This window comes from Streptomyces sp. NPDC003379 (genome assembly GCF_053589195.1).
In genome coordinates this window covers 501,806-525,394 of record NZ_JBSFRK010000001.1, presented here as the reverse complement: position 1 = coordinate 525,394, position 23,589 = coordinate 501,806, and the positions used below count along the sequence as shown (strand labels likewise).

Below are 23,589 nucleotides of genomic sequence, written 5' to 3'. Positions count from 1 at the left end.
ACCGCCTCCGACCTTCCGTAGCGCAGACAACGCCGAAGAAGCCGCCCCATGTCCCGTTCCGCTCCGTCTCCCGCGTCCGACAGAGAGGGGCCTCGACGGCCCGCGCCGGCCCCCGCGTTCCGGCCCGGCGCACCGCGTCCGTCCGGCCTACCGGCGCAGGCATTGCGCCGCCCTGCCGAGCTCCCGCCCGCGCACGCGACCTTGATCTGCGTCGCCCTGCCTGCCTTCGCCGTCTCGACCGACCAGGGGCAGTTGACCGGCCGTGGGCTGGAGGGGTTCTACCGCGCGGGGCGCCGGATCCTGTCGCGTTGCCAGGTGCGCGTGGCAGGGCGCGAGCCGGTCGCCGTGCAGGCCCGCATGGTCTCAGCGGACAGCGCCCGCTTCGTGGCGACGCTGTGTCTGTCGACCGACGCCGGCCCCGACCCGGAGATCGTCGTCGAGCGGATCCGCCACGCGGACGGTACGGAACGGATCACCTTGCACAGCGCGGCCGGGCGCCACCTGCGGCTGCCCGTCGAGGTCGCGCTGGGCACGGACCTTGCCGAGGTGAGCCTCGTCGCCTCCGGCAGAGCCGGGCCCGAACTGTCCGCGAGCGTGCACGCCTCCGGCATGCGGTGGTCGTCCGCCACGGCCCACTGCGCGGTCACGGCTGACCCGGCACCCGCGGACGCCCTGGCCTCGGCGGGGCTGTTGCGCTGGGAGGTGGACCTGCCGCCGGGCGCCTCCCGGAGCGTGGAGCTGAGGGTGAGACCCGATGGCGCCGGGCCCATCCGCGCGGCGGGGCACGGCGCGATGCGTTCCGTCACGACAGCTCGGGCCGTGGGCGACGACCCCAGGGTCCAGCCGCTGCTCGGCCGGTCCATCGAGGATCTGCAGGCGTTGCTGCTGCGGGACCCCGGACACCCCACGGACATGTACCCGGCCGCGGGCGCCCCGTGGCGCTGCGGACTGGCGCCTGCCGAGGCGCTGGCCGCCGCCCGCATGGCGCTGCCGCTCGGCACACGGATCGCGGCCGGTACGCTGCGCGCCCTCGCTCGAAGGCAACACGCGGGGCCGGGACCGCGGTTCGGCATGATCCCGGGGCCGCTGAGGGACGCGGGGCCGCACCTGCCACCCGGCTGCACCGGCATCGAGGCGACCCTGCTCTTCCCCGTGCTCCTCGCCGAGGCGCGGCGTTGGGGGCTCCCCGGACAGGAGGTGGAGGAACTGCTGCCGGCGGCGGAGCGGTGTTTGCGGTGGCTGCGCACCGCGGTCGGCGACGGTGTATTCCTGCAGGACGCGTACCCGAGCGGACCGGCGCGCTGTGAGACCCAGGCTCACGCGCACCGTGCCGCGCTGCTCGGCGCCGACCTGCTCGACGCATACGGCATCGAGGGCCCGGCAGGCCTGCGGCAGTGGGCCCAGCGGCTGCGGTCCACGTTTCGGGAGGAGTTCTGGGTGGAGGACCGGACAGGTGGCCGCCCGGCCTCGGCTCGCCTGCGCGACGGCCGCCCCGTGCCGCACCTCACCGGGGGAGCGGCCCACCTCCTGGACACGGGTCTGCTCGGGTCGGGGACGCTCGCTCCGGGCCTGCTCGACCAGGTCCAGACCGGTCAACTCGCCAGGCTTTTCGGCGGGCCCGCCATGGACTCCGGTTGGGGGCTGCGCAGCCTGGGGGCCAGAGAGGTCGCGTACAACCCGTTCGGGCATCGCGGCGGGGCGGTCCGCGTACATGAGACGGCGGTCGCCGTCACGGGTCTTGTGGCGGCGGGGTACGAGAAGGAGGCGGGCTCGCTGTTGCGAGGCATGCTCTCGGCGGCCGAGTGCTTCGGCCATCGGCTGCCCGAGATGTACGCGGGGGAGCAGCGCACGGACGGCGGGGCTCCGCTGCCGCACCCGGCTGCCTGCCGCCCGGCGGCGACCGCCGCGGCCGCCGGGGTGCATGTCCTTACGGCGCTCGCCGGAATCCGCCCCGACGCGTCGGGGCGGACAGTGACGCTGAGACCGGTCCGCAGTGCACCGCTGGGGGAGCTGGAGCTGACCGCGCTGAGCGTCGCCGGTGCCCCGTTCTCCGTGCGGGTGAGCCGACTCGGCCTCGCCATGGTCGAGGAGGCGGCCGACGGGTTGCAGTTGGGGGTGTGATGACCCGGTTGGGCCTTTAGGAGGGATCCGGAGTGCGGGCGGGGACATGAGTGCGGAGAAGCGCGGACAACCGGACCCGGAGCTGCGGGTCAAGGAAAGAACCTGGTCGGAGAGGTGTGGACGAAGGGGGGAACCTGGCCGGAAGCCATGGGCGAAGAAGCTGTTTATCGTCAGGCAGACGACTATGATCGCGGCATGTCCCCCTACGACCCGTCGGCCTTCCCGCCCTTCGCCGTCACTGTCGACCTGGTCGTGCTGACCGTGCGCCGTCACGCGCTCTGCGCGCTGGCCGTACGGCGCGGTGAGCAGCCGTTCCAGGGGCGTTGGGCGCTCCCCGGAGGATTCGTACGCCCTGACGAGGACCTGTCGGCCGCGGCGGCGCGCGAACTCGTCGAGGAGACGGGCCTGTGCGCCCACGACCCCGACACTCCGGCGCAGGCCAACGGAGCGCACCTCGAACAGCTCGCCACGTACGGCGATCCCAAGCGCGACCCGCGGATGCGGGTGGTCAGCGTCGCCCACCTCGCGCTCGCTCCCGACCTGCCCGCGCCCCGGGCGGGCGGCGACGCGCACAGCGCGCGATGGGCGCCGGTAGAGGCGCTGCTCAATCAATCGGGCTTCGGCCGTGACAGCGAACCGGCCGCGCCGCTCGCCTTCGATCACGGGCAGATCCTGGCGGACGGCGTGGAGCGCGCCCGGTCCAAAATCGAGTACTCGTCGCTGGCCACGGCCTTCTGCCCGCCGGAGTTCACCGTCGGCGAGCTGCGACGCGTGTACGAGGCGGTCTGGGGTGTCGTCCTCGACCCCCGCAACTTCCATCGCAAGGTGACCGGTACCCCGGGTTTCCTCGTGCCCACGGGTGGCACGACGACTCGGCAGGGCGGCCGGCCCGCTCAGCTCTTCCGCGCGGGAGGGGCGACGCTCCTCAACCCGCCGATGCTGCGCCCCGAGGTCTGACCGCCCGCGCTCGCTCGTCCGCGGTTGCCGACCACCCGCCCCAGCGGATCACGCGTTCCACGTCGCTCGGTGAACACCCGCGACCCACCTCCTGCCCGAAAAGCCGGAAATGTCGCGTTATCTTGCTGCAGTACCCGCGGGGTTCGTCCGCCCCCGACCCGGCGGACGGGCCCCGGCCGCCGAGCGGTCGCACATCCTGCGAGAGAAGCGATGATCCAGGCCATCGGACTGACCAGCAATCCCCGCGAGGAGCTCCGGCCCGCCGTCGACGACGTGTCCTTCGAGGCGCGCGTCGGCCGTGTCACGGCGCTGCTCGGCGCCGAGGGCGCCGGTAAGACCACGGTGCTGCGGCTGATGCTCGAACTCGAACAGGGTCGCGGAGTCGCGTACTTCAGAGGCCGTCCCCTTCATCGCATCGCGCACCCCTCGCGTGAGGTGGGCGTGCTCCTGGGCGATGTCCCAGGGCACCCGGCGCGCTCGGTCCGTGGGCACCTGCGCATGCTGTGCGCGGCCGCCGGAGTATCCGTCCAGCGTGCCGACGACGTCCTTGAGGCCGTGGGCCTCGTCAGCCTCCGGGACCAGCGCCTCGGCACACTCTCGCGCGGCATGGACCGTCGCCTCGGGTTGGCCTGCGCGCTGCTCGCCGACCCGCACACGCTTGTCCTGGACGGGCCGGCCGACGGGCTCTCGTCTCGGGAGGGCACCTGGCTGCACGGACTCCTGCGCGCCCACGCGAGCCAAGGCGGGACGGTTCTGTTCACGACGGACAGTGCCAAGGAGGCGGCGCGGACCGCCGATCGCGTCGTCACGCTGGAGGCGGGGCGGCTCGTCGCGGACCAGGAGGTCGCGGACTTCGCGAGGACCAGACTCCGCCCCCGCGTCGCCGTCCAGAGCCCCCACGCGGCCCGCCTCGGCGCGCTCCTCGCCAAGGAGGCCCGCGCGGGTCAGCGCTCCATCGAGGTGGTCAAGGAGGACGGCAACAGGCTCTCCGTATACGGCAGTAACTGTGCCGATGTGGGGGAGACCGCCTATCGGCACGGCATCCTCGTCCATCAACTCGCCGACGAAGTCGGTGATGCGGGGCCTTGGGGGCCCTCGGAGCCCTCCGGACCTTCAGGTCCTTCGGTGCCGTTTAAATGGCCGGATCCGTCGATGCCGCGGGGCATCGCGTCCGAGGTTCAGGGTCCCGCCGACGAGCCCACCGAAGCCCAGCCGCCGGAGGGAGCCTTCGAAGCTCCTGCGTCCCTCGCCCGCCTCGTTCCGCCAGGGGGAGACGGCACCGTCCCGCTCACGAGCGGCGATGGCACTTCCGCTTCCTCCCTGCCGCCGCCCATCACCGTCCACCCGAGCCGCAGCCCCCTCCGCCCCCTGCGGTACGAACTGCGTCGCCTGACGGGTGTGGGGGCCGGCTATTTCACCCTGGCCGCCGTTCTCGCCACCTCCGCTCTGATCTGCGTCTTCCTGGCGCGGGCCGGGCATACGCCGCAGCCGCGCCTGCTCGCCGCCTGGCCCCAGGAACTGCCCTTGCCGCCCGCCGCTCTGGGCGCGGGGTTGCTCGGCGCCCTCGCCTTCGGGGACGAGTTCCGGCACCCCGCTCTCGCCGCGGACCGGGGAACCGTCCCGCGGCGCTTGGGGCTCCTCGTCACCAAGCTGCTCGTCGCCGCCGCCACGGCCCTGCTGCTCGGTCTGCTCGCGGTGGGTGCCGACGCCGCGCTGCTTCACCTTGTATACGGAGAAGAGCTCACCAGAGTTCCCGGCGACTGGCTTTCGCTGACCGGGAGTTGGGCGGCCCTGCTGACGGGGTGCGCCTGGGCGGGCGTGCTGGCCGCCGGTGTCTTCCGGTCCACGACCGCCGGGCTGGCCGCGGTCGTGGCGGTGCCGATCGTCGTCGTACCTCTCGTACAGAAGGCCGTTGAGGGGCCTGCTGTTCGATCGGCGGCCGGACTTCCGGGGCGATTGCGGGATCTCGCGCTGATGCAGTGGCCGTTCGGGGCCGAGCGTTACGTGGCAGGGGGAGTCCGCATGATCGTGCAACCCGTGGGCGGTGCCCTGATGTTGTCGGTGGCCGCTCTGCTCTGCGCATATGTGCTCACGGCGATGCGTGGCGGAGTCCGGTGACGACCGTCCGTCGCCTTCCGTTTCGGGGCTGTGCGCAACTCCCCGGACGACGCTCGTTTCTTTCCGATAAGGCGTCAATTGCGGCGAGGTAAGCGATCACCCTTTCGTGTGCTTTTCACCAAAGACCTCAAGGGAGTTGGGAGCCACGCCGACAACTGATCCGTGAGTACCCTTGCGCACACCATGATGACCACCGCCCGCTCCGCCGACTCCGGCCTCGCCGGCCCGGGCGACCTCGACCGATACCCCTTCGCCGAGCCCCCCGGGGTCGGCGACCGTGTCGTCGCCCCCGTATGGGACGGCGCCGAACACGACCTGGGGCGTGTGAGCCGGCGCGCGTCCGGAAGCCGCGGCCGCGGGCTGCACGGCCAACTCGTCCAGCAGCTGGGCCAGATGATCGTCTCCGGCGATCTGGGCGCCGACCGCCCGCTCGTCCCCGAGGAGATCGGCCAGCGCTTCGAGGTCTCCCGCACCGTCGTCCGCGAGTCGCTGCGTGTGCTCGAGGCCAAGGGCCTCGTCAGCGCCCGGCCCAACGTCGGCACGCGCGTGCGTCCCGTCAGCGACTGGAACCTACTCGATCCGGACATCATCGAGTGGCGCGCCTTCGGGCCGCAGCGCGACGATCAGCGGCGCGAGCTCGGCGAGCTGCGCTGGATGATCGAGCCGCTCGCCGCCCGCCTCGCCGCCGGTCACGGCCGCGAGGAGGTGCAGCAGCGTCTCGCCGACATGGTCGAGATCATGGGGCACGCGCTGGCCCAGGGCGACCCGATCACGTTCTCGCGCGCCGACGCGGAGTTCCACTCGCTGCTCATCCAGGTCGCCGGCAACCGCATGCTGGAGCACCTCTCCGGCATCGTCTCCGCCGCCCTGCAGGTCTCCGGAGGCCCGGTCACGGGCTGTGACCGACCCAGCGAGGCCTCCCTCGTGCACCACTCGCGCGTGGTCGACGCCCTCGCGGCGGGCGACGGGGCCGGCGCCGAGGCCGCCATGCGGCAGCTGCTCACGGTCCACCCGGAGGTGGAGCGCGTCGTGCCCGCCCCTCGCGAGCACTGACCCGCGCGTCCTCTCCGCCGTCCGCCGTGCACACGCCTCGCGGCAGGCGCCTCGTCGTCCCCGTGCCGTCGACGGCCCCGCCTCCGCACCGGGCGTCGCCGGATCTCCGCGGGCTCCCAGGGGGCCCGGCGGGGTCCGGCGACGCGATCGTGAGGGTTGCTTCGCGGGGCAACGGGGGATCATTCGTACATGCCTATAGGTCGCTTCTGGCCGCATCTGGACGCTTTTGAGTACTTACGGGGTGTGACTCGGGCCACGTAGATTGGGCGTAACGCTCCAAGGAACAGCGCGATGACCTAAGAGGTGATAGCCGAGGAGGGAATACAGCAGTCGTTCGCGGCGCTGTGTAGCTCCCCGGCCCCCGCCCGCGCCGTCGGCCCGAATCCCTAGCCGCCGGTCGTCGGCTCCGGTCCACAATGGACGGGGCCGGAAGCCGTTTTCCAACGTTCCGAGAGGTTGTTCGTGTCGGCCAGCACATCCCGTACGCTCCCGCCGGAGATCGCCGAATCCGTCTCTGTCATGGCGCTCATCGAGCGGGGAAAGGCTGATGGGCAGATCGCCGGCGATGACGTGCGTCGTGCCTTCGAAGCTGACCAGATTCCGGCCACTCAGTGGAAGAACGTTCTGCGCAGCCTCAACCAGATCCTCGAGGAAGAGGGTGTGACGCTGATGGTCAGTGCCGCGGAGCCGAAGCGCCCCCGCAAGAGCGTCGCAGCGAAGAGCCCGGCCAAGCGCACCGCGACCAGGACGGTCGCGGCCAAGACCGCTACGGCGAAGCCCACCGCCACCGCCGCCACTGAGGCGCCGACCGCGGATGGTGCCGCCGAGGACGCGTCCGCGAAGAAGGTCGCCGCCAAGAAGACGACGGCAAAGAAGGCCGTCGCCAAGAAGACCGTCGCCAAGAAGGCCGCGGCCAAGAAGTCCACTTCCAAGAAGGACGCCGACGAGCTCCTGGACGAAGAGGGCACCGAGGAGACACCCGCCGCCGGCAAGTCCGGCGATGGCGAGCCGGCCGAGGAAGGCGCCCAGGGCTTTGTGCTCTCCGACGAGGACGAGGACGACGCGCCGGCCCAGCAGGTCGCCGCGGCCGGTGCCACCGCCGACCCCGTCAAGGACTACCTGAAGCAGATCGGCAAGGTCCCGCTCCTCAACGCCGAGCAGGAGGTCGAGCTCGCCAAGCGCATCGAGGCCGGCCTGTTCGCCGAGGACAAGCTGGCCAACGCCGACAAGCTCGCGCCGAAACTCAAGCGCGAGCTGGAGATCATCGCCGAGGACGGCCGCCGAGCCAAGAACCACCTCCTGGAGGCCAACCTCCGTCTGGTGGTCTCCCTGGCCAAGCGCTACACCGGCCGCGGCATGCTCTTCCTGGACCTCATCCAGGAGGGCAACCTCGGTCTGATCCGCGCGGTCGAGAAGTTCGACTACACCAAGGGCTACAAGTTCTCCACGTACGCCACCTGGTGGATCCGTCAGGCGATCACTCGCGCCATGGCCGACCAGGCCCGCACCATCCGTATCCCGGTGCACATGGTCGAGGTCATCAACAAGCTGGCCCGTGTCCAGCGCCAGATGCTCCAGGACCTGGGCCGCGAGCCCACCCCGGAGGAGCTGGCCAAGGAACTCGACATGACCCCCGAGAAGGTCATCGAGGTCCAGAAGTACGGCCGTGAGCCGATCTCCCTCCACACCCCCCTGGGTGAGGACGGCGACAGCGAGTTCGGTGACCTCATCGAGGACTCCGAAGCGGTCGTGCCGGCCGACGCGGTGAGCTTCACGCTCCTCCAGGAGCAGCTGCACTCGGTCCTGGACACCCTGTCCGAGCGTGAGGCGGGCGTGGTCTCCATGCGCTTCGGTCTCACGGACGGCCAGCCCAAGACCCTCGACGAGATCGGCAAGGTCTACGGAGTGACGCGTGAGCGCATCCGTCAGATCGAGTCGAAGACGATGTCGAAGCTGCGTCACCCGTCGCGCTCGCAGGTCCTGCGGGACTACCTCGACTAGGTCTCTTCAGTCGTCAGAGCGTTCCCCGGAAGGCCCGAAGTCTCGGTATGAGGCTTCGGGCCTTCCGCGCGCGGGTGCGCGGTATGCGCCGCTGGATGACTCTGGGTACGCGTTTGCAGCCCAGAGTGAGGAGATCGCATGCGTCGTTCCTTCGTCCGGTCGTGGACACGGGCACTGGCTCTGGCGGCCGCCGCCGCCCCACTGCCGTTGGCTTCCCCGGCACCCGCGGCCGCCGACAGCGTGGTCATCGGGGGCAGCCCTGTACGGATTTCCGATAATCCATGGATGGTGGCGCTCTCCAGCCGTGACCGGTTCGGGGGTACCCGCTCGGGACAGTTCTGCGGCGCCGTCGTAGTCGGGCGTACGACGGTCCTGACGGCTGCCCACTGCATGAGCGAGGAAGCGCTGGGCGTGCCCCTGAGCCGCGTCTTGGACCTGAAGGTCATCGCCGGCCGCGGAGACCTGCGTACGTCGGAAGGCAGGGAGATCGCTGTCCGTGACGTCTGGGTCAATCCCAAGTACGACGGCCAAACCAACTCAGGGGATGTCGCGGCGCTGACCCTGTCCGAGCCGCTACCGGAGAAGTACGTGATTGCCATGGCGGGGGAGGGCAACCCCGCATACGAGGCGGGGACGGACGCGTCCGTCTACGGCTGGGGCGACACCACGGGATCGGGCCAGTACGCCCGGACGCTCCACGCGGCGCGGGTGCGGGTGCTGCCCGACACCGTGTGTGAAAAGGCGTACCCGGGCAGTGCCGCCGGGAAGTACGAGGCCGCCACCATGCTGTGCGCCGGCGAGATGGACGGCCGACGGGACGCCTGTCAGGGGGACAGCGGCGGGCCCCTGGTCGCGAAGGGGCGGCTCATCGGGCTTGTGTCCTGGGGGAGCGGCTGCGGGCGTCCTGGGAGCCCGGGCGTCTACACCCGGATCTCGGACGTGGCCAAGGTGATCGGGGGCGCGCCTGAAGCGAGTGTTCCTCCGAGGTCGCCGGGGCCTGCGGAGCCGCCGGTCCAGGAGGGCCCTGAAGGGGTGTGGGGGCTCCTGTGACGAGAGCGGGCGGCCGTCCCTGCACGTTGGCAGGGGCGGCCGCCCGTTCGCCGGCCTGGTGCGCCGGAGCTGGCTCGTCGTGGATGCGAGGTGTCAGCGTTCCTCTTCGGTGACGCTTTCCGGAACGGCGGTCAGGCGCTCCGTCTCGTCCTGTATCTCAGCGGCGATCTTCTTGAGTTCCGGCTCGAACTTGCGGCCATGGTGGGCGCAGAAGAGCAGTTCGCCGCCGCTCAGCAGGACGACGCGCAGGTATGCCTGGGCGCCGCAGCGGTCGCAGCGATCAGCGGCCGTCAGGGGGCTCGCGGGGGTCAGAACAGTAGTCACGTCGCCTCTTCTCTAGCTCGACGAGCTGTCGTACCAGGGTCAACATCCAACCAGGCCGAAAACGTTCCCGCTCGCGGCTTTTCCTCGAAATTTCTTTTTGAGGAGGTTGTCCGTTGCCGGTTGGCGGCGAATGTGCCGTATTGCGTCTCTTACGTGTCTTACGGTTTCGCGCTGTCTGTCAGGTCGGTGTCCTCCCGGCTGGCTTGCCGGTTGTTCATGAGGACGTGCCCGGAGCCTAAATGGTTCATGCCTCGAAGGGAACGTGACGTGCGCTTCACTCCATCGAGGGATCGAACATGTATACGAGCGTGGGCTAGTCTGAGTTGTGACGAGGGTGGCGTTACAACGGCTCTACCAGGCCTCGGTACCCTCTGACGGGCAACCGAAGCCGCGTCCTTACCCCAAAGGACTCCCCTTGAAATTCAGCGAGGAGCGAACCGCGTGACCGCCGAGACGTCCGTGCCGTCCACAGCGTTGCTGACAGGAGCAGATCGGGACGGTTCCAACTACACCGCGCGGCACCTGCTCGTCCTGGAGGGGCTCGAGGCCGTCCGTAAGCGCCCGGGCATGTACATCGGGTCGACGGACAGCCGCGGCCTGATGCACTGCCTCTGGGAGATCATCGACAACTCCGTCGACGAGGCCCTGGGCGGGTACTGCGACCACATCGAGGTCATCCTCCACGACGACGCCTCCGTAGAGGTCCGGGACAACGGCCGCGGCATCCCCGTGGATGTCGAGCCCAAGACCGGCCTTTCCGGAGTCGAGGTCGTCATGACCAAGCTTCACGCGGGCGGCAAGTTCGGCGGTGGCTCCTACGCCGCCTCCGGTGGTCTGCACGGCGTGGGCGCCTCCGTGGTGAACGCGCTCTCCGCGCGCCTCGACGTCGAGGTGGACCGGGCGGGCCACACGCACGCGATCAGCTTCCGACGCGGTGTTCCCGGTGCCTTCGCCAAGGTGGGCCCCGATGCGCCCTTCGACTCGTCGGTGAAGCTCAGCAAGGTCAAGAAGGTCCCCAAGAACCGCACCGGCACGCGCGTGCGCTACTGGGCGGACCGGCAGATCTTCCTCAAGGACGCCAAGCTGTCGCTGGAGCACCTCCACCAGCGCGCCCGCCAGACCGCCTTCCTGGTGCCGGGCCTGACCCTTGTCGTCCGCGACGAATTCGGCCTCGGCGAGGGTGGCACGAAGGGCGAGGAATCCTTCCGCTTCGACGGCGGCATCAGCGAGTTCTGCGAGTACCTGGCCCGGGACAAGGCGGTCTGCGACATCCTCCGGTTCTCCGGGCAGGGCACCTTCAAGGAGACCGTGCCGGTCCTGGACGACCACGGCCAGATGACTCCCACCGAGGTCACGCGTGAACTCGGGGTGGACGTGGCGCTGCGCTGGGGCACCGGGTACGACACGACCGTCAGGTCCTTCGTCAACATCATCGCCACCCCCAAGGGCGGCACCCATGTGAGCGGCTTCGAGCGCTCCCTCACCAAGACGATGAACGAGGCGATGCGCAGCCAGAAGGTGCTGCGCGTCGCCGAGGACGACATCGTCAAGGATGACGCCCTGGAAGGCCTCACGGCGGTCGTCACGGTGCGCCTCGCGGAGCCGCAGTTCGAGGGCCAGACCAAGGAGGTGCTCGGCACTTCCGCGGCCAACCGCATCGTCGCCAACGTCATCGCCAAGGAGCTCAAGGCGTTCCTGACGTCCACGAAGCGGGACGCGAAGGCCCAGGCCCGTGCCGTCATGGACAAGGCCGTCGCCGCGGCCCGTACGCGCATCGCGGCCCGCCAGCACAAGGACGCCCAGCGTCGCAAGACCGCCCTGGAGTCCTCGTCGTTGCCCGCGAAGCTCGCGGACTGCCGCAGCGACGACGTGGAGCGCAGCGAGCTGTTCATCGTCGAGGGCGACTCGGCGCTCGGCACCGCCAAGCTCGCCCGGAACTCCGAGTTCCAGGCGCTGCTGCCGATCCGCGGCAAGATCCTCAACGTTCAGAAGGCGTCCGTGACGGACATGCTGAAGAACGCCGAGTGCGGCGCGATCATCCAGGTCATAGGAGCGGGGTCCGGCCGGACCTTCGACATCGACGCGGCGCGCTACGGAAAGATCATCCTGCTCGTGGACGCCGACGTCGACGGCGCCCACATCCGGATCCTGCTGCTGACGCTCTTCCAGCGCTACATGCGGCCCATGGTCGAGGCGGGGCGCGTGTTCGCGGCGGTGCCGCCGCTGCACCGCATCGAGCTCAGCCAGCCGAAGAAGGGCCAGGACAAGTACGTCTACACGTACTCGGACCGTGAGCTGCGGGAGACCCTGCTCGAACTGCAGCGCAAGAACGTGCGCTACAAGGACTCGATCCAGCGGTACAAGGGTCTCGGCGAGATGGACGCCGATCAGCTGGCCGAGACCACGATGGACCCGCGCTTCCGGACTCTGCGCCGGATCAACATCTCGGACCTGGACTCGTCCGAGCAGGTCTTCGACCTGCTGATGGGCAACGACGTCGCTCCGCGCAAGGAATTCATCACGAGCTCCGCGGCGACGCTGGACCGGTCCCGCATCGACGCGTAGCGGGCCAAGGCTTCACCTGATGGGGTGAAGCGCGGGGAGAGAAGAGTCGGGGATCTTCACGATCTGCCCATCCTTGGGCACGCGGACGAACAGGCTGCGGGCAAGGGGGGTTCGGTGGAGAGGTACGACGGGCCCGATGCCGGGCCGGGCCGGGCTGGCCCGGGCCGGGGTCGGGCCGGTGATCTGAGGGATCCTTGGTACGACTCGCTCACCTCCGGCTGGGGAGAGCTGGACGGCACGGGGGCGCCGGCTTCCGTGGTGTCGCCCGGGGCCGGCGCACAGCGGCGGGACGCGAGTGCGGGCGACATCTATCTGGAAGTGCGGCGCAGCGACGCTTTCCAGGAAGTGCGGAGCCGGTATCGGAGGTTCGCCTTCCCCGCGGTTGCCGCCTTCTTCACCTGGTACGTCGCGTACGTCGTGACCGCGACGGCGGCACCGGGCCTGATGGCGCGTCCCGTCGCGGGAGCAGTGAATGTGGCGATGCTGGCAGGGCTCGGGCAGTTCCTCACGACGTTCCTGCTGACCTGGGCGTATGCCCGGCACGCTCGGTTGCGCAGGGACCGTGCGGCCCTTGATCTGCGGTGGTCCGTGTTCGAGCAGAAGCGAGAGCAGGACAGAGACCGGGAGCAGGACAGAGACCGGGAGCGGGACAGAGACCGGGAGCGGGGTAGCGATCGGGAGCGGGGCGCCGAGTGGTGACCGGTGACCATCAGACCCTTGCTCTTCTGCTGTTCGGTGCCTTCGTGGCCGTCACGCTCGCGATCACGACCTGGGTGAGCCGTGACAGACAGGGTTCGGCCGAGGAGTTCTACGCGGGCGGGCGGCTCTTCTCGCCGATGGAGAATGGTTTTGCCATCGCCGGGGACTACATGTCGGCCGCCTCCTTCCTCGGCATCTCCGGGCTGATCGCGCTCTTCGGGTACGACGGGCTGCTCTACTCGGTCGGCTTCCTCGTCGCATGGCTCGTGGTGCTGTTCCTCGTGGCCGAACTGGTGCGCAACTGCGGCCGCTTCACGCTCGCCGATGTCGTCGCCTCGCGGATGAGGGAACGGCCGGTGCGGATCGCGGCGGGAACTTCCTCGGTGACCGTCTCCGTTCTCTATCTGGTGGCGCAGATGGTGGGGGCGGGCTCACTGGTCGCGCTGCTGCTCGGTGGGACGAGCGGGGCGGCGCAGTCCTGGACGGTGGTCGGCGTCGGCGCGCTCATGGTGATCTATGTGTCGTTGGGAGGGATGCGGGCCACCACCTGGATCCAGATCGTGAAGGCCGTCCTGTTGATGTCCGGCGCGATCACTCTGACCGTGCTCGTCCTGGTGCGCTTTCACGGGGACTTCGACCAACTGCTGCGCACGGCAGGGGACCGCAGCGGTCAGGGTGAGCGGTTCCTGGCGCCCGGCCTGAAATACGGCGGGGACTGGACCGCGCGGCTGGACTTCATCAGCCTCGGGCTCGCGCTCGTGCTCGGTACGGCAGGGCTGCCGCACATCCTGTCCCGCTTCTACACCGTGCCGACCGCGCGGGCCGCGCGCCGGTCGGTCGTCTGGGCCATCGGTCTCATCGGCAGCTTCTATCTGATGACGATCGTGCTCGGTTTCGGCGCGGCCGCGATCGTGGGCTCCGCGGCGGTGCGCGGGTCGAACGCCGCGGGTAACACGGCGGTTCCGCTGCTCGCGCTCGACCTGGGCGGCGGCGCGGGCTCCACAGGTGGAACGGTTCTGTTCGCGGTCGTCGCGGCCGTCGCCTTCGCCACGATCCTCGCCGTGGTCGCCGGGATCACGCTCGCCTCTTCGGCGTCGGTCGCCCACGACCTGTACGCCTCCTTGCGGCGGCGGAACGCGAAGCCGCGCGGTGAGGTGGCGGTGGCGCGTGTCGCCGCGGTGGGGATCGGTGTGGTCGCGATCGGGCTCGGCTTGCTGGCCCGCGACCTCAACGTCGCGTTCCTGGTGGGCCTCGCCTTCGCGGTCGCCGCGTCCGCCAACCTGCCGGTGTTGCTGTACTCGCTGTTCTGGCGGAACTTCACCACGCGTGGCGCGGTGTGGTCGGTGTACGGGGGGCTGCTGCCCGCGCTCGCGCTGGTCGTGCTCTCACCGGTGGTCTCCGGAGGGCCCAACTCGCTCTTCCCTGGAGTGGACTTCCAGTACTTCCCACTGGAGAACCCGGGGCTGGTCTCCATCCCGCTGGGATTCCTCGCCGGCTGGCTGGGCACGGTGACCTCGCGCGAACCCGCGGACGAGGCCAAGCATGCGGAGACGGAAGTGCGGTCGCTGACGGGCGCCGGAGCGGCGTAACGATTCACTGCCGGCGTTCTCCAGTGACCGACTAGACGCTCGCCGTCCACTCGTAGCGGTGTTCCGGGCGGCCCGTGTCGCCGTACTTGAGGGTGAGCCTGACCCGGCCCGTGCGCTCCAGGAGCTTCAGGTAGCGCTGCGCGGTCTGTCGGCTCAGCCGCGTGTGGTCGGCCAGCTCCTGGGCGGAGAGCGGGCCTTCCGCGGCCATCAGCGCCCGGCGCACCAGCTCCGCCGTGGTGGGGGAGTGCCCCTTGGGCAGTTCGGGTGCCGGGGTCGCCGAGAGCGCGCCGAAGATCCGGTCGACCTCGGCCTGCTCGGCCTCGCCCCCGCCGTCCAGCGTGCGGCGCAAGGTCGCGTACGCGTCCAGCTTGGCGCGAAGGCCCGCGTAGGAGAACGGCTTGACCAGGTACTGGAGCGCGCCGTGCCGCATCGCCGCCTGCACGGTGGCGACATCGCGCGCGGCGGTCACCATGATCACGTCGGTCTGGTGGCCGCGCTCGCGCAACGTACGTACGACCGACAGGCCCGTCTCGTCCGGCAGATAGTGATCCAGCAGCACCAGGTCGACGGGGACGGCCTCGACGAGGCGCAGCGCCTCTGCGGCGCTGTGCGCCTTCGCCGCCACGCGGAAGCCGGGGATCTTCGCCACATAGGCGGCGTTGACGTCCGCCACCCGGACATCGTCGTCGACGACAAGGACCTCGATCATGGCGTCGCCTCCGTGCCCTTGATCAATGTTGATTCCTCCGTGGTGGCGAGCCCGGGCTCCGTGAGCGCTTCGGGCAGGGCGACGGTGAACTCCGCGCCTCCCTCGGGTGCTTCACCGGCCCGTGCGCTGCCGCCTTGTCGCTCGGCGAGTCTGCGGACCAGAGCGAGGCCGATCCCGCGCTTGCCGTGCGCCGGCGGCTCCTTGGTGGTCCAGCCCTCCGTGAAGATCGTCTCCCGCTGCTCGGGGGGCACCCCGGGGCCGGTGTCACGCACCCGCAGGACCACGGAGCGCCCCTCGGTACGCACGGCGACCTCCACGCGCGCGTGCAGGTCGCCCGCCGCGGCGTCGAGCGCGTTGTCGACGAGGTTGCCGACGATCGTGACGAGGCCGCCCGGGTCGACTAGGCGGTCGGGAAGCGCGGTGTCGCGTGACACGGAGAGCGCGACCCCTCGCTCCGCGGCGACCGTGGCCTTGCCGACGAGGAGGGCCGCCAGCAGCGGATCGCGGATCTTCTCGGTGATCTGCTCCGCGGTCACGCGGTGGGCGCCGGCCACCTCGCCGACGAACTCCGCGGCCTCCTCGTACATCTCCAGTTCGAGCAGCCCGAGGAGCGTGTGCATACGGTTGGCGTGTTCGTGGTCCTGGGCGCGCAGGGCGTCGATGAGGCCGCGGGTGGAGTCGAGCTCGCGGCCGAGCTGCTCCAGTTCGGTGCGGTCGCGCAGGGTCGCGACGGCGCCTCCGTCGTCGGTCGGCATGCGGTTGGCGACCAGGACGCGCTGTCCGCGGACGGTCAGCAGGTCGGTGCCGGTGACGCGTCCTGCGAGGACGTCGGTCGTACGTCCCGCGCCGAGCGCCTCGTCGAGCGGCCGGCCGAGCACCTCCGTGCCGAGGCCGAGGAGGCGCTGCGCCTCGTCGTTGAGCAGCCTGATCCGGCCGCCGCGGTCCAGGGCGACGACCCCTTCGCGGATGCCGTGGAGCATCGCCTCGCGCTCCGCGAGCAGCGCGGAGATATCGGAGAAGGCCAGGTCACGGGTCTGCCGTTGCACTCTGCGGGAGATCAGATACGCGGCGAGCGCGCCGACGGCGAGCGCCCCGCCCGCGTAGGCGAGCAGCCCCGGGATGGAGTGGATCAGGCGGGCCCGCACGCTGTCGTACTCGATGCCTACGGAGACGGCACCCACGATGTCCCCATGCGCGTCCCGCAGCGGCACCTTGCCGCGCGCCGAGCGGCCCAGCGTGCCGTTGTCGATCTCCATGACCTCACGGCCCGCGAGCGCGTCACTGGGGTCGGTCGAGACGACCTTGCCGATCTGGGCGCGGTCGGTGTGAGACCAGCGCACGCCTTCCTTATTCATGATCACGACGTACTCGGCGCCGCTGGCCCGGCGGATGCGGTCGGCCTCCGTCTGGACGGGCCCGTCGCTCGTGGGCCGCGAGGACTTCAGGTCCTCGGCGATCTGCTGGTGCGCGGCCGTCGTCTGGGCGATGGCGAGCGCGCGGCGCATCGCCTGGTCGTCGAGTTGGTCGCTGAGGGGCGCGAGGAAGAGCCCGGTGGCCAGCACCGCGACCCCGGCGGCGATCGCCAGCTGCATCAGCAGCACCTGCGAGAACACGCGCCGCGGCAGGCCGAGGCGGAGGCGTCGCGCAGGGGAGGCGGGGCTCATGTGTACGAACGGTACGGCCGGTGGCGGTCTACTCCGAAGTCAGTGTGGCGCGGATCTCGTATGCGGACGCACCAGCTCCAAGCGTCGACCGGCCCGAGCCCCCTGCACGGCGCCCTACGGTGTCGGGCGCACCGCCACCACGTCCATCCGCGCCGGGGACCCGAGAGCCGCGCCGCAGCTCTCCGGGCGGGGCGGTTGCGAGGCGCCCTGGGCCACGGTGACCCGCCACCGGCGGCCGTCGGTGTGCGCCACGGTCACTTCCCAGCGCGGGGCCGCGCCGTCCGTGCCGACGACGGTCAGGGTCCCCGCGGCGTCCTCGCCCGTCGATGCGCGCACCGCCAGCTCGGCGGCCTGCCCGGGGCGCTCCCACGCGGAGTTGCCCCGGCAGCCCTCGGTGATCACTCGGCTCCCACGGACGGCTTCGAGGATCTCCTTGACGGAGTGCGTCCCGGTCCGGCCGTACGCATAGCCGTACGGCAGCACCAACAGGGTGGGCGAGAAGCGGTGGCCACCCAGATGAGTGATCTCCCACGTTCCCTCTTCACCGGCGGCGGTGAGCTCGGCGGCGAGCGGCCTGCCGAGCAGGGCGCAGCAGCGGTCGCGCTTGCCGTTGGTGCAGACGAGCGCGAGCGGGGCCCCCGTGTGCGGGGTGCCGAAGCCGCCGTGGTCGCCCGCGCCGAGAGCCGTGAAGTCGAGATCGAGCAGTCGGCGCGGATCGTCCGTCAGCTCGGTGCGCAGCCAGGTGCGGCCGGGGAAGGTGTGCGCCACGTACGCCCGCTGCCGCGTCGGCGCATAAGAGTCCGCGTGGCGCCCGGGGCGGCGGATCAGCGCGACGCGCACGCCGGTGCCTTCGGCGGCCCTCTCCAGGGCGCGGCCGACCTCGGGGTCGAGGTGGCTGGACGTCAGCGCCTTGGCGCCCCAGGGGCCCGGCTGCTCCAGCAGGAGCCACGTTCTGGCGGTGGCGGCGGTCCCCGCGAGAGGCTCGTCCAGATCCCGGGAGGCGGTCGCGCACGTACTCACGTAGGTGAGCCTAACCCGCCCTTCTCGCCGAGTGATTCACACCTCTCAGGAGGAGCCCGCCGGGGAAGGCGAGGAAGGGGTCGGCATCGGCTGGGGCGGGCGCACTCCGACGTACTGGCCGCTGGGGCGCATGCGCAGCGGCCGCTCGTCGTACTCCTCCAGGGCATGGGCGATCCAGCCCGCCGTGCGGGCCACCGCGAAGATCGTCTCGCCCGCCTCGGCCGGCATCCCGGACGAGGCGGTCAGAACGGCCAGGGCGAGGTCGACATTGGCGCGCAGGTCTGTGTGGCGGGCCGTGGTGGCCACCACGTCACGGGCCGCGGCGAGGGCGGGGCCGGCCTTCGGCATCACTTCCAGGAGGCCGAACAGTGCCTGCGCGCGCGGGTCCTCGCCGGGGTAGAGGCGGTGGCCGAGCCCGGGGACGCGGCGGCCCGCGCGAAGTTCGTCGGCCACTACGGGGGTCGCGCTGCCCCGGTCGAGCACGTCGAGGAGCATGCGGTGGGCGAGACCGCTGGCCGCGCCGTGCAGCGGGCCCTCCAGGACGCCGAGCCCCGCCGACACCGCCGCGTAAGGGTGGGCGCGCGCCGAGGCGGCGACCCGCACGGCGAGTGTCGACGCGGCGAGATCGTGGTCGACGAGTAGCGCGAGGGCCGTGTCCAGGGCGTGCAGCGAGGCGTCGTCGGGCCTGACGCCGCTCAGCCGCGCCCACAGCCGCCGGGCCAGTGGGCCGTCGTCCCGGTGGCTGGGCAGGACCGGGGCGAGCGCGGCGACGAGCGTGGGGATCAGCGTGCGGGCGGTGCCGATGACCGCCTCTTCGGAGAGGTCGAAGCGGAGCGGGTCGGCCGCACCGGCGGAGATGGCCGCCACGCGCAGCCGGTCTGTGGGCCCGCTGTGCTCCGGCAGGGCGTTGACGGCGCGACGGGCCGCGGAGACGGTCTCGCTCGGAGCGGTGAAGCCGATGCCCGGGCGCAGGACGCCCGTCCACAGCCACTCGGCGACCTCTTCGTAGGAGTGCGCCAGCGCGAGCTCGGTGGCATCGACGCCACGGAAGTAGTAGCGGTCGTCGTCGATGAGCGTGATGCGGGTGCGTACGGAGAGTTCGTTGGCGGTGGTCGAGGCCGCGGGGTTCCGTCTGTTCTTGCGGGCCAGCGCCTCGATCTCCTTGGCGTCGAACGTGCTGCCCCGTGCACCTGGACCGCGGCGGCTGCTGAGCTGGCCGCGACTTACGTACGCGTACACGGTCTCGGGCTTCACACCGAGCAACTCGGCGGCTTCTTTGGTGCTCAGCCGCCGCCGACCGTCGTGCCCGGTTCCTTGATCCGTCATGGGCGACACCGTATCCGCATCCCGACAACTGCATTGTCGTATTGATTCAATCAATATTGACAGAGCTTTAGTCAAGCATGGACAGTCGAATCAAGTCCAGGGAGGAAGTCGAGGAACAACATGCCGATCAATGGCTCCGCCGCCACCCCCACCGAGCCCGTCGAGGTCCCACGAGGACTCGCGGGTGTCGTCGTCACCGAGACCGAACTCGGAGACGTGAGGGGATACGAAGGCTTCTACCACTACCGCCAGTACTCGGCCGTCGAGCTCGCGCAGAGCCGCAGCTTCGAGGACGTGTGGCACCTGATGTTCCACGGTGAGCTGCCGGACGCCGCCCAGAGCGCCGCCTTCGCCGCGCGGACCGCGCCCTTGCGCCGCCTCCCCGAGGAGGTTCGCGACGCGCTGCCCGCCATCGCCCGTGCGAGTGCGCTGTCGGGGCCGCTCTCCGGGTTGCGCACCGCCCTGTCCCTCTTCGGGGCGTCGAGGGGCTTCCGTCCGGTGTACGACATCGACGACGACCGGCGCCGCGCCGACGCCCTGGCCGCCTCCGCCGTCGTGCCGACCCTGCTCACCGCGTTGTACCGGCTCGGCCAAGGGCTCGAACCGGTGGAGCCGCGCGATGACCTGTCGTACGCCGCCAACTACCTCTACATGCTCACCGGTTCACAGCCGGACGCCGTCCGCGCCCGGGCCATCGAGCAGTACTTGATCTCAACCATTGATCACGGGTTCAACGCGTCAACGTTCACGGCCCGGGTCATCACTTCGACCGGAGCGGATGTCGCGGCCTGCCTCGTGGGCGCCGTCGGCGCGTTGTCGGGGCCGCTGCACGGCGGAGCGCCGAGCCGGGCCCTCGACACGCTGGACGCGATCGGCACCCGCGACCGCATCGACGGCTGGATCCGTGAACGTGTCCTCGCGGGCGACCGCATCATGGGCTTCGGGCACCCCGTCTACCGCACCGAGGATCCGCGTTCGCGCATGCTGCGGGACATTGCGCGGCGATTCGGCGGTGACATGGTGGAGTTCGCGGTCGAGGTCGAGCGGCAGGTCGAGGCGATCCTGGCGGAGTTGAAGCCGGGGCGGGAGCTGCACACGAACGTGGAGTTCTACGCGGGCGTCGTCATGGAGCTGTGCGGGCTGCCGCGCGAGATGTTCACGCCGACGTTCGCTTCGGCGCGGGTCGTGGGCTGGAGCGCCAACATCCTGGAGCAGGCGCGGGACTCGAAGATCATCCGCCCGGCGGCGCGGTACGTGGGGGAGACGCCGCCCGTCCCGGTGCCGCCGGCTGCGGTGCCGCCCACCTCGGAGGAGCCCGCTCCGGTGCCGCCGGCCGCCGAGCGTTAGGGACCGGTCGGGCGGCGTGCCGCGCTGCCGGTCCGCCAGTGCCTGCTCGAAGGCCCGGAACACCCGGAAGGGGAATGGGTCGTGCACGCCTCGAACCTGCTCAACAGCACCGCGTCCCGTCGCTACTGGAACGCGACGCGGGCGCCCAAGGCCGCACTGCCACCGGAGAGCGTGGAGAGGCGGCACACGGCGGCCAGGGAGGCGTCGTCCATGACCATCCGGGTCGGTTGTACGTGCAGGCCGTTCCTAAAAAACGGGCCCGGCCCCTGGGGCCGGACCCGTGAGGGTGGCTGCGCGGCCGGGCCGTGGAGCCACCCATCGGCGATCGCCGTTATTCGTCCGGAATGTCGGGCCTGGCCATGACGAGTGTCTGGCGAGTGAGGACGACGATGCGCTGGCCCTATTTACAGGTGCACCCGGGCGGCAGAGTGCCGCTGCCCCGTTGCTGCGGGGCGACACCTATGCGGCGTCTTATGAAGAGTTCCGTGGCGCTCTTGCGCCCGAGGCGAACTGCCATTCTGTGACTCCTTGCGGACGGGCAGGGAATGACGGTGAACAAATGGCACTGACTGTGAAGGATTGCTCACAAGGTGCGATGAGGAGTCACCGTCGGAATGCCGGGTGTGGCACGACGGCGAGTTCGGCGCGGCTCAGGTCTCGGGGATGTCGACCTTGGCTCGGATGAGAGTGTCCCGGCTGATGACGACGATGCGCTCATAGGCGGCACGTGCAGCATCGGCCGGCAGTTTGCCGTCGAGCGCCTCGGTCCTGTCTGTCCCGATGACGGCGAAACTGCCGTCGCTGAGCTCGAAAATGTCGGGACAGGTCTGGCCGGTTGCGCTGCCCCGCTCGCGGGGAGACGCGCCGATGCGGCGCACGATGTTCAAGGGGATCCCGGTCCTTGGGCGGTAGAGGAGTAAGGGCGCAGACAGGTTAGCCCTTGATGTCGCCGAGGTGGGTGCGTCGTCATCCAACTGGACCTATTCGGCGGGAGGTTCGCCCACCACCCACCACTCGTCGGTGTCGGCCTCCTGCAATTCCCTGTCCAGGCGATCCATCATCCGGCCCAGCTTGGCCTCGTCCGAGGACCGGTCCAGGCTCGCGCGGTGATGGCGTGTGGCGTCCCAGTAGTGCCGGAAGAGGGGGTTCTGGCACATCACCCGAAGGTGTCCGTGCAGCTCTCCCAGCGTCATGGCGCCGATGCGATGCGCATGCAGCGCGTTGATGTAGAGGGCATTGGCGAAGAGGAATTGCCGCTGTTTCTCAGGGGGGACGTCGTCGTCGTACGTGTCCAGGACGGCGGCCAGCGTCGCGTCCTCCATGGCTTTGCACAGCAGGTCGAAGTGCAGCCGGTGCTGTTCGGTGAGTGCGGCGTTTCTGCGCTCCGCGTCGGCTGCGGCGACCTCTCGCTCGGACATGAGGCGCTCGTGTTCCGCCGCGCGTGCGGCCTGCTTGCGCTCCTTTGCCCAGTGCCATGCAAACGTTCCGGTCGCGAACGCGAGCCCGGCGACGGCTGCCGGACCCGCTCCCCGTATCCAAAAGTTCTGTGTGGCCATGTCAACCCCCGATTCAGGCGACCGTCCGCCGGTCGTCGGGTGCGGGGCGACAGGGAGCGGACCGGCGAGCGGTGGGCGGTGCGCTTGCCGTCTCCCAGGGTGCCGAGCGGCTCTGATCGGCGGGGAGGCGGAGAGGAGGCGCACAGAAGGAAGTGGTGGTCGCACATCCCGGCGCCGTGCCCAATGTGTGCCCCGCGAGCGCCGCTAACAATCGTTCACTTCGCGCCCGTCCGCGCCCGCCTATCCTGGGGTGGTCTTCATTCTTCATACGGGCTCCGGCGACGTCCGTATTCCGCGTACGGGATCTCCCGAGATCCGCATTCCGCGTGCGGGGACCGCCGCGGCCCGTAGAACGTCAGCGCGAAGGGCCCACGGTTGAACAAGCAGCAGATCCCGGTCATCGTCCTCGCCGGATTCCTGGGTTCCGGCAAGACCACCCTGCTCAACCATCTGCTGCACCGCAGCGGCGGCAGCCGGATCGGGGCGATCGTCAACGACTTCGGATCGATCGAGATCGATGCGATGTCGGTCGCGGGGCAGCTCGGCGACTCCACCGTCTCGCTCGGCAACGGCTGTCTGTGCTGTGTCGTGGACGCCGGCGAGCTCGACGAGTACCTGGAGCGACTCGCCCGGCCCTCCGCGGGGATCGATGTCATCGTCATCGAGGCGAGCGGGCTCGCGGAGCCGCAGCAACTCGTGAAGATGCTGCTCGCGAGCGAGAACCCGCACATCGTGTACGGAGGGCTCGTCGAGGTCGTCGACGCCGCGGAGTTCGACGCCACACGGGAGCGGCACCCCGAGGTGGAGCGGCATCTGGGGATCGCCGATCTCGTCGTGGTCAACAAGGTGGACCGGGTGGCCGACGAGGAGCGTGCGCGGATTCTGGGCGTCGTCCGGGGCTTCACCGACCGTGCGGCCGTGGTGGCCGCCTCGTACGGGCGCGTGGACGTGGAGCTGCTCCTCGACCGCAAGCCCGTGGAGGAGCGGATCGGGCAGCTCTCGTTCGAGGACCTGCGCGAAGACACTCACTCCGAAGCCGAGACCTGTGAAGACGGCTGTGGTCACCGGGACCACCTGCACTCCGCCTACGAAAGCCTCGCCTTCACCTCCGAGGTGCCCATGGGCCCGCGTTCCTTGATGGCCCTGCTCGACAGCAGGCCTGAAGGGCTCTACCGCATCAAGGGGTACGTCGATTTCGGCGCCGCCGACCCGCGGAACCGGTACGAGGTGCACGCCGTGGGGCGTTTTCTGCGCTTCTATCCGGAGCCGTGGGCTCCGGGCGAGCCCCGTCTGACCCAGCTCGTGCTCATCGGGTCGGGCATCGACGTACCGGCCCTGGGGAGGGAGCTGGAGGCCTGTCGCGAGTACGCCCCACAGGCCGATGAGCACGGCATGTGGGGCGTACTGCGCTACGTCCAGGACCCGGAGGAGCCGGACCAGGAGCCGGACGAAGGGCCTGGTCAGGAGCGCGGCGCGGAGCACTAGCGGGC

Annotated in this window: 18 protein-coding genes; 11 read left to right on the top strand and 7 right to left on the bottom strand. The window is 70.4% G+C overall.

Annotated features, from left to right (window positions below):
- The first annotated feature begins 162 nt into the window (after positions 1 to 162).
- The 6 genes from ACWDVB_RS02140 (at position 163) to ACWDVB_RS02115 (ending at position 9,300) form a co-directional block, all read left to right on the top strand.
- Entirely contained in the window at positions 163 to 2,121 is a 1,959-nt protein-coding gene (locus ACWDVB_RS02140; protein ID WP_451515424.1) for a glycogen debranching N-terminal domain-containing protein, read from the top strand.
- Between the two features lie 195 nt (positions 2,122 to 2,316).
- Positions 2,317 to 3,078, top strand: coding sequence for an NUDIX hydrolase (locus ACWDVB_RS02135; protein ID WP_451515425.1), 762 nt, complete (start codon positions 2,317 to 2,319; stop codon positions 3,076 to 3,078).
- Between the two features lie 210 nt (positions 3,079 to 3,288).
- Positions 3,289 to 5,196 carry an ATP-binding cassette domain-containing protein gene (locus tag ACWDVB_RS02130; protein WP_451515426.1) on the top strand — a complete coding sequence of 636 codons (1,908 nt, stop codon included), beginning with the start codon at positions 3,289 to 3,291 and terminating at the stop codon, positions 5,194 to 5,196.
- 162 nt (positions 5,197 to 5,358) lie between these two features.
- Positions 5,359 to 6,249 (top strand): FadR/GntR family transcriptional regulator, encoded by an 891-nt coding sequence (locus tag ACWDVB_RS02125; RefSeq protein ID WP_451515427.1) that lies wholly within the window; start codon positions 5,359 to 5,361, stop codon positions 6,247 to 6,249.
- Between the two features lie 456 nt (positions 6,250 to 6,705).
- A complete protein-coding gene (locus tag ACWDVB_RS02120) occupies positions 6,706 to 8,250 on the top strand; it encodes an RNA polymerase sigma factor (RefSeq protein WP_451515428.1) in 1,545 nt (514 codons plus the stop codon).
- 138 nt (positions 8,251 to 8,388) lie between these two features.
- Positions 8,389 to 9,300: a S1 family peptidase gene (locus tag ACWDVB_RS02115; protein ID WP_451515429.1), complete on the top strand. Its 912-nt coding sequence runs from the start codon at positions 8,389 to 8,391 to the stop codon at positions 9,298 to 9,300.
- A 93-nt stretch (positions 9,301 to 9,393) separates the two neighbouring features.
- Here ACWDVB_RS02115 and ACWDVB_RS02110 read toward each other — a convergent pair whose 3' ends face one another.
- On the bottom strand, positions 9,394 to 9,624 hold the full coding sequence (locus ACWDVB_RS02110; protein WP_150186615.1) for a DUF7455 domain-containing protein: 231 nt from the start codon (positions 9,622 to 9,624) through the stop codon (positions 9,394 to 9,396).
- Positions 9,625 to 10,065: 441 nt separating this feature from the next.
- On the opposite strand from ACWDVB_RS02110, the gene ACWDVB_RS02105 reads away from it, so the two are divergent.
- From ACWDVB_RS02105 to ACWDVB_RS02095, 3 genes are all read left to right on the top strand, one after another.
- Positions 10,066 to 12,189: a DNA gyrase/topoisomerase IV subunit B gene (locus tag ACWDVB_RS02105; RefSeq protein WP_451515430.1), complete on the top strand. Its 2,124-nt coding sequence runs from the start codon at positions 10,066 to 10,068 to the stop codon at positions 12,187 to 12,189.
- Positions 12,190 to 12,303: 114 nt separating this feature from the next.
- Positions 12,304 to 12,888, top strand: coding sequence for a DUF485 domain-containing protein (locus ACWDVB_RS02100; protein WP_451515431.1), 585 nt, complete (start codon positions 12,304 to 12,306; stop codon positions 12,886 to 12,888).
- The gene (locus tag ACWDVB_RS02095) at positions 12,885 to 14,477 is read left to right on the top strand and encodes a solute symporter family protein (RefSeq protein ID WP_451515432.1); all 1,593 of its coding nucleotides are present in this window, start codon (positions 12,885 to 12,887) and stop codon (positions 14,475 to 14,477) included. Before ACWDVB_RS02100 ends, ACWDVB_RS02095 begins: the two co-directional genes overlap by 4 nt.
- Positions 14,478 to 14,508: 31 nt before the next feature.
- Here ACWDVB_RS02095 and ACWDVB_RS02090 read toward each other — a convergent pair whose 3' ends face one another.
- From ACWDVB_RS02090 to ACWDVB_RS02075, 4 genes are all read right to left on the bottom strand, one after another.
- Positions 14,509 to 15,186 (bottom strand): response regulator, encoded by a 678-nt coding sequence (locus tag ACWDVB_RS02090; protein WP_451515433.1) that lies wholly within the window; start codon positions 15,184 to 15,186, stop codon positions 14,509 to 14,511.
- A complete protein-coding gene (locus ACWDVB_RS02085; protein WP_451515434.1) occupies positions 15,183 to 16,850 on the bottom strand; it encodes a sensor histidine kinase in 1,668 nt (555 codons plus the stop codon). The genes ACWDVB_RS02090 and ACWDVB_RS02085 overlap by 4 nt, the downstream gene beginning before the upstream one ends.
- A gap of 114 nt (positions 16,851 to 16,964) precedes the next feature.
- Positions 16,965 to 17,870, bottom strand: a complete 906-nt coding sequence (locus ACWDVB_RS02080) for a sucrase ferredoxin (RefSeq protein WP_451515435.1) — start codon at positions 17,868 to 17,870, stop codon at positions 16,965 to 16,967.
- 45 nt (positions 17,871 to 17,915) lie between these two features.
- The gene (locus tag ACWDVB_RS02075) at positions 17,916 to 19,196 is read right to left on the bottom strand and encodes a citrate synthase family protein (protein ID WP_451515436.1); all 1,281 of its coding nucleotides are present in this window, start codon (positions 19,194 to 19,196) and stop codon (positions 17,916 to 17,918) included.
- A 120-nt stretch (positions 19,197 to 19,316) separates the two neighbouring features.
- Between ACWDVB_RS02075 and ACWDVB_RS02070 the strand changes: the two genes are divergently transcribed.
- Positions 19,317 to 20,543 (top strand): citrate synthase/methylcitrate synthase, encoded by a 1,227-nt coding sequence (locus ACWDVB_RS02070; RefSeq protein ID WP_451515437.1) that lies wholly within the window; start codon positions 19,317 to 19,319, stop codon positions 20,541 to 20,543.
- Positions 20,544 to 21,193: 650 nt separating this feature from the next.
- Here the strand turns inward: ACWDVB_RS02070 and ACWDVB_RS02065 are convergent.
- Both ACWDVB_RS02065 and ACWDVB_RS02060 read right to left on the bottom strand, forming a co-directional pair.
- Entirely contained in the window at positions 21,194 to 21,430 is a 237-nt protein-coding gene (locus ACWDVB_RS02065; RefSeq protein WP_451515438.1) for a hypothetical protein, read from the bottom strand.
- Between the two features lie 93 nt (positions 21,431 to 21,523).
- Complete coding sequence (locus tag ACWDVB_RS02060; protein ID WP_451515439.1) at positions 21,524 to 22,099, bottom strand: DUF6082 family protein; 576 nt, start codon at positions 22,097 to 22,099, stop codon at positions 21,524 to 21,526.
- 375 nt (positions 22,100 to 22,474) lie between these two features.
- Between ACWDVB_RS02060 and ACWDVB_RS02055 the strand changes: the two genes are divergently transcribed.
- Positions 22,475 to 23,584, top strand: coding sequence for a CobW family GTP-binding protein (locus ACWDVB_RS02055; protein ID WP_451515440.1), 1,110 nt, complete (start codon positions 22,475 to 22,477; stop codon positions 23,582 to 23,584).
- Positions 23,585 to 23,589 lie beyond the last annotated feature (5 nt).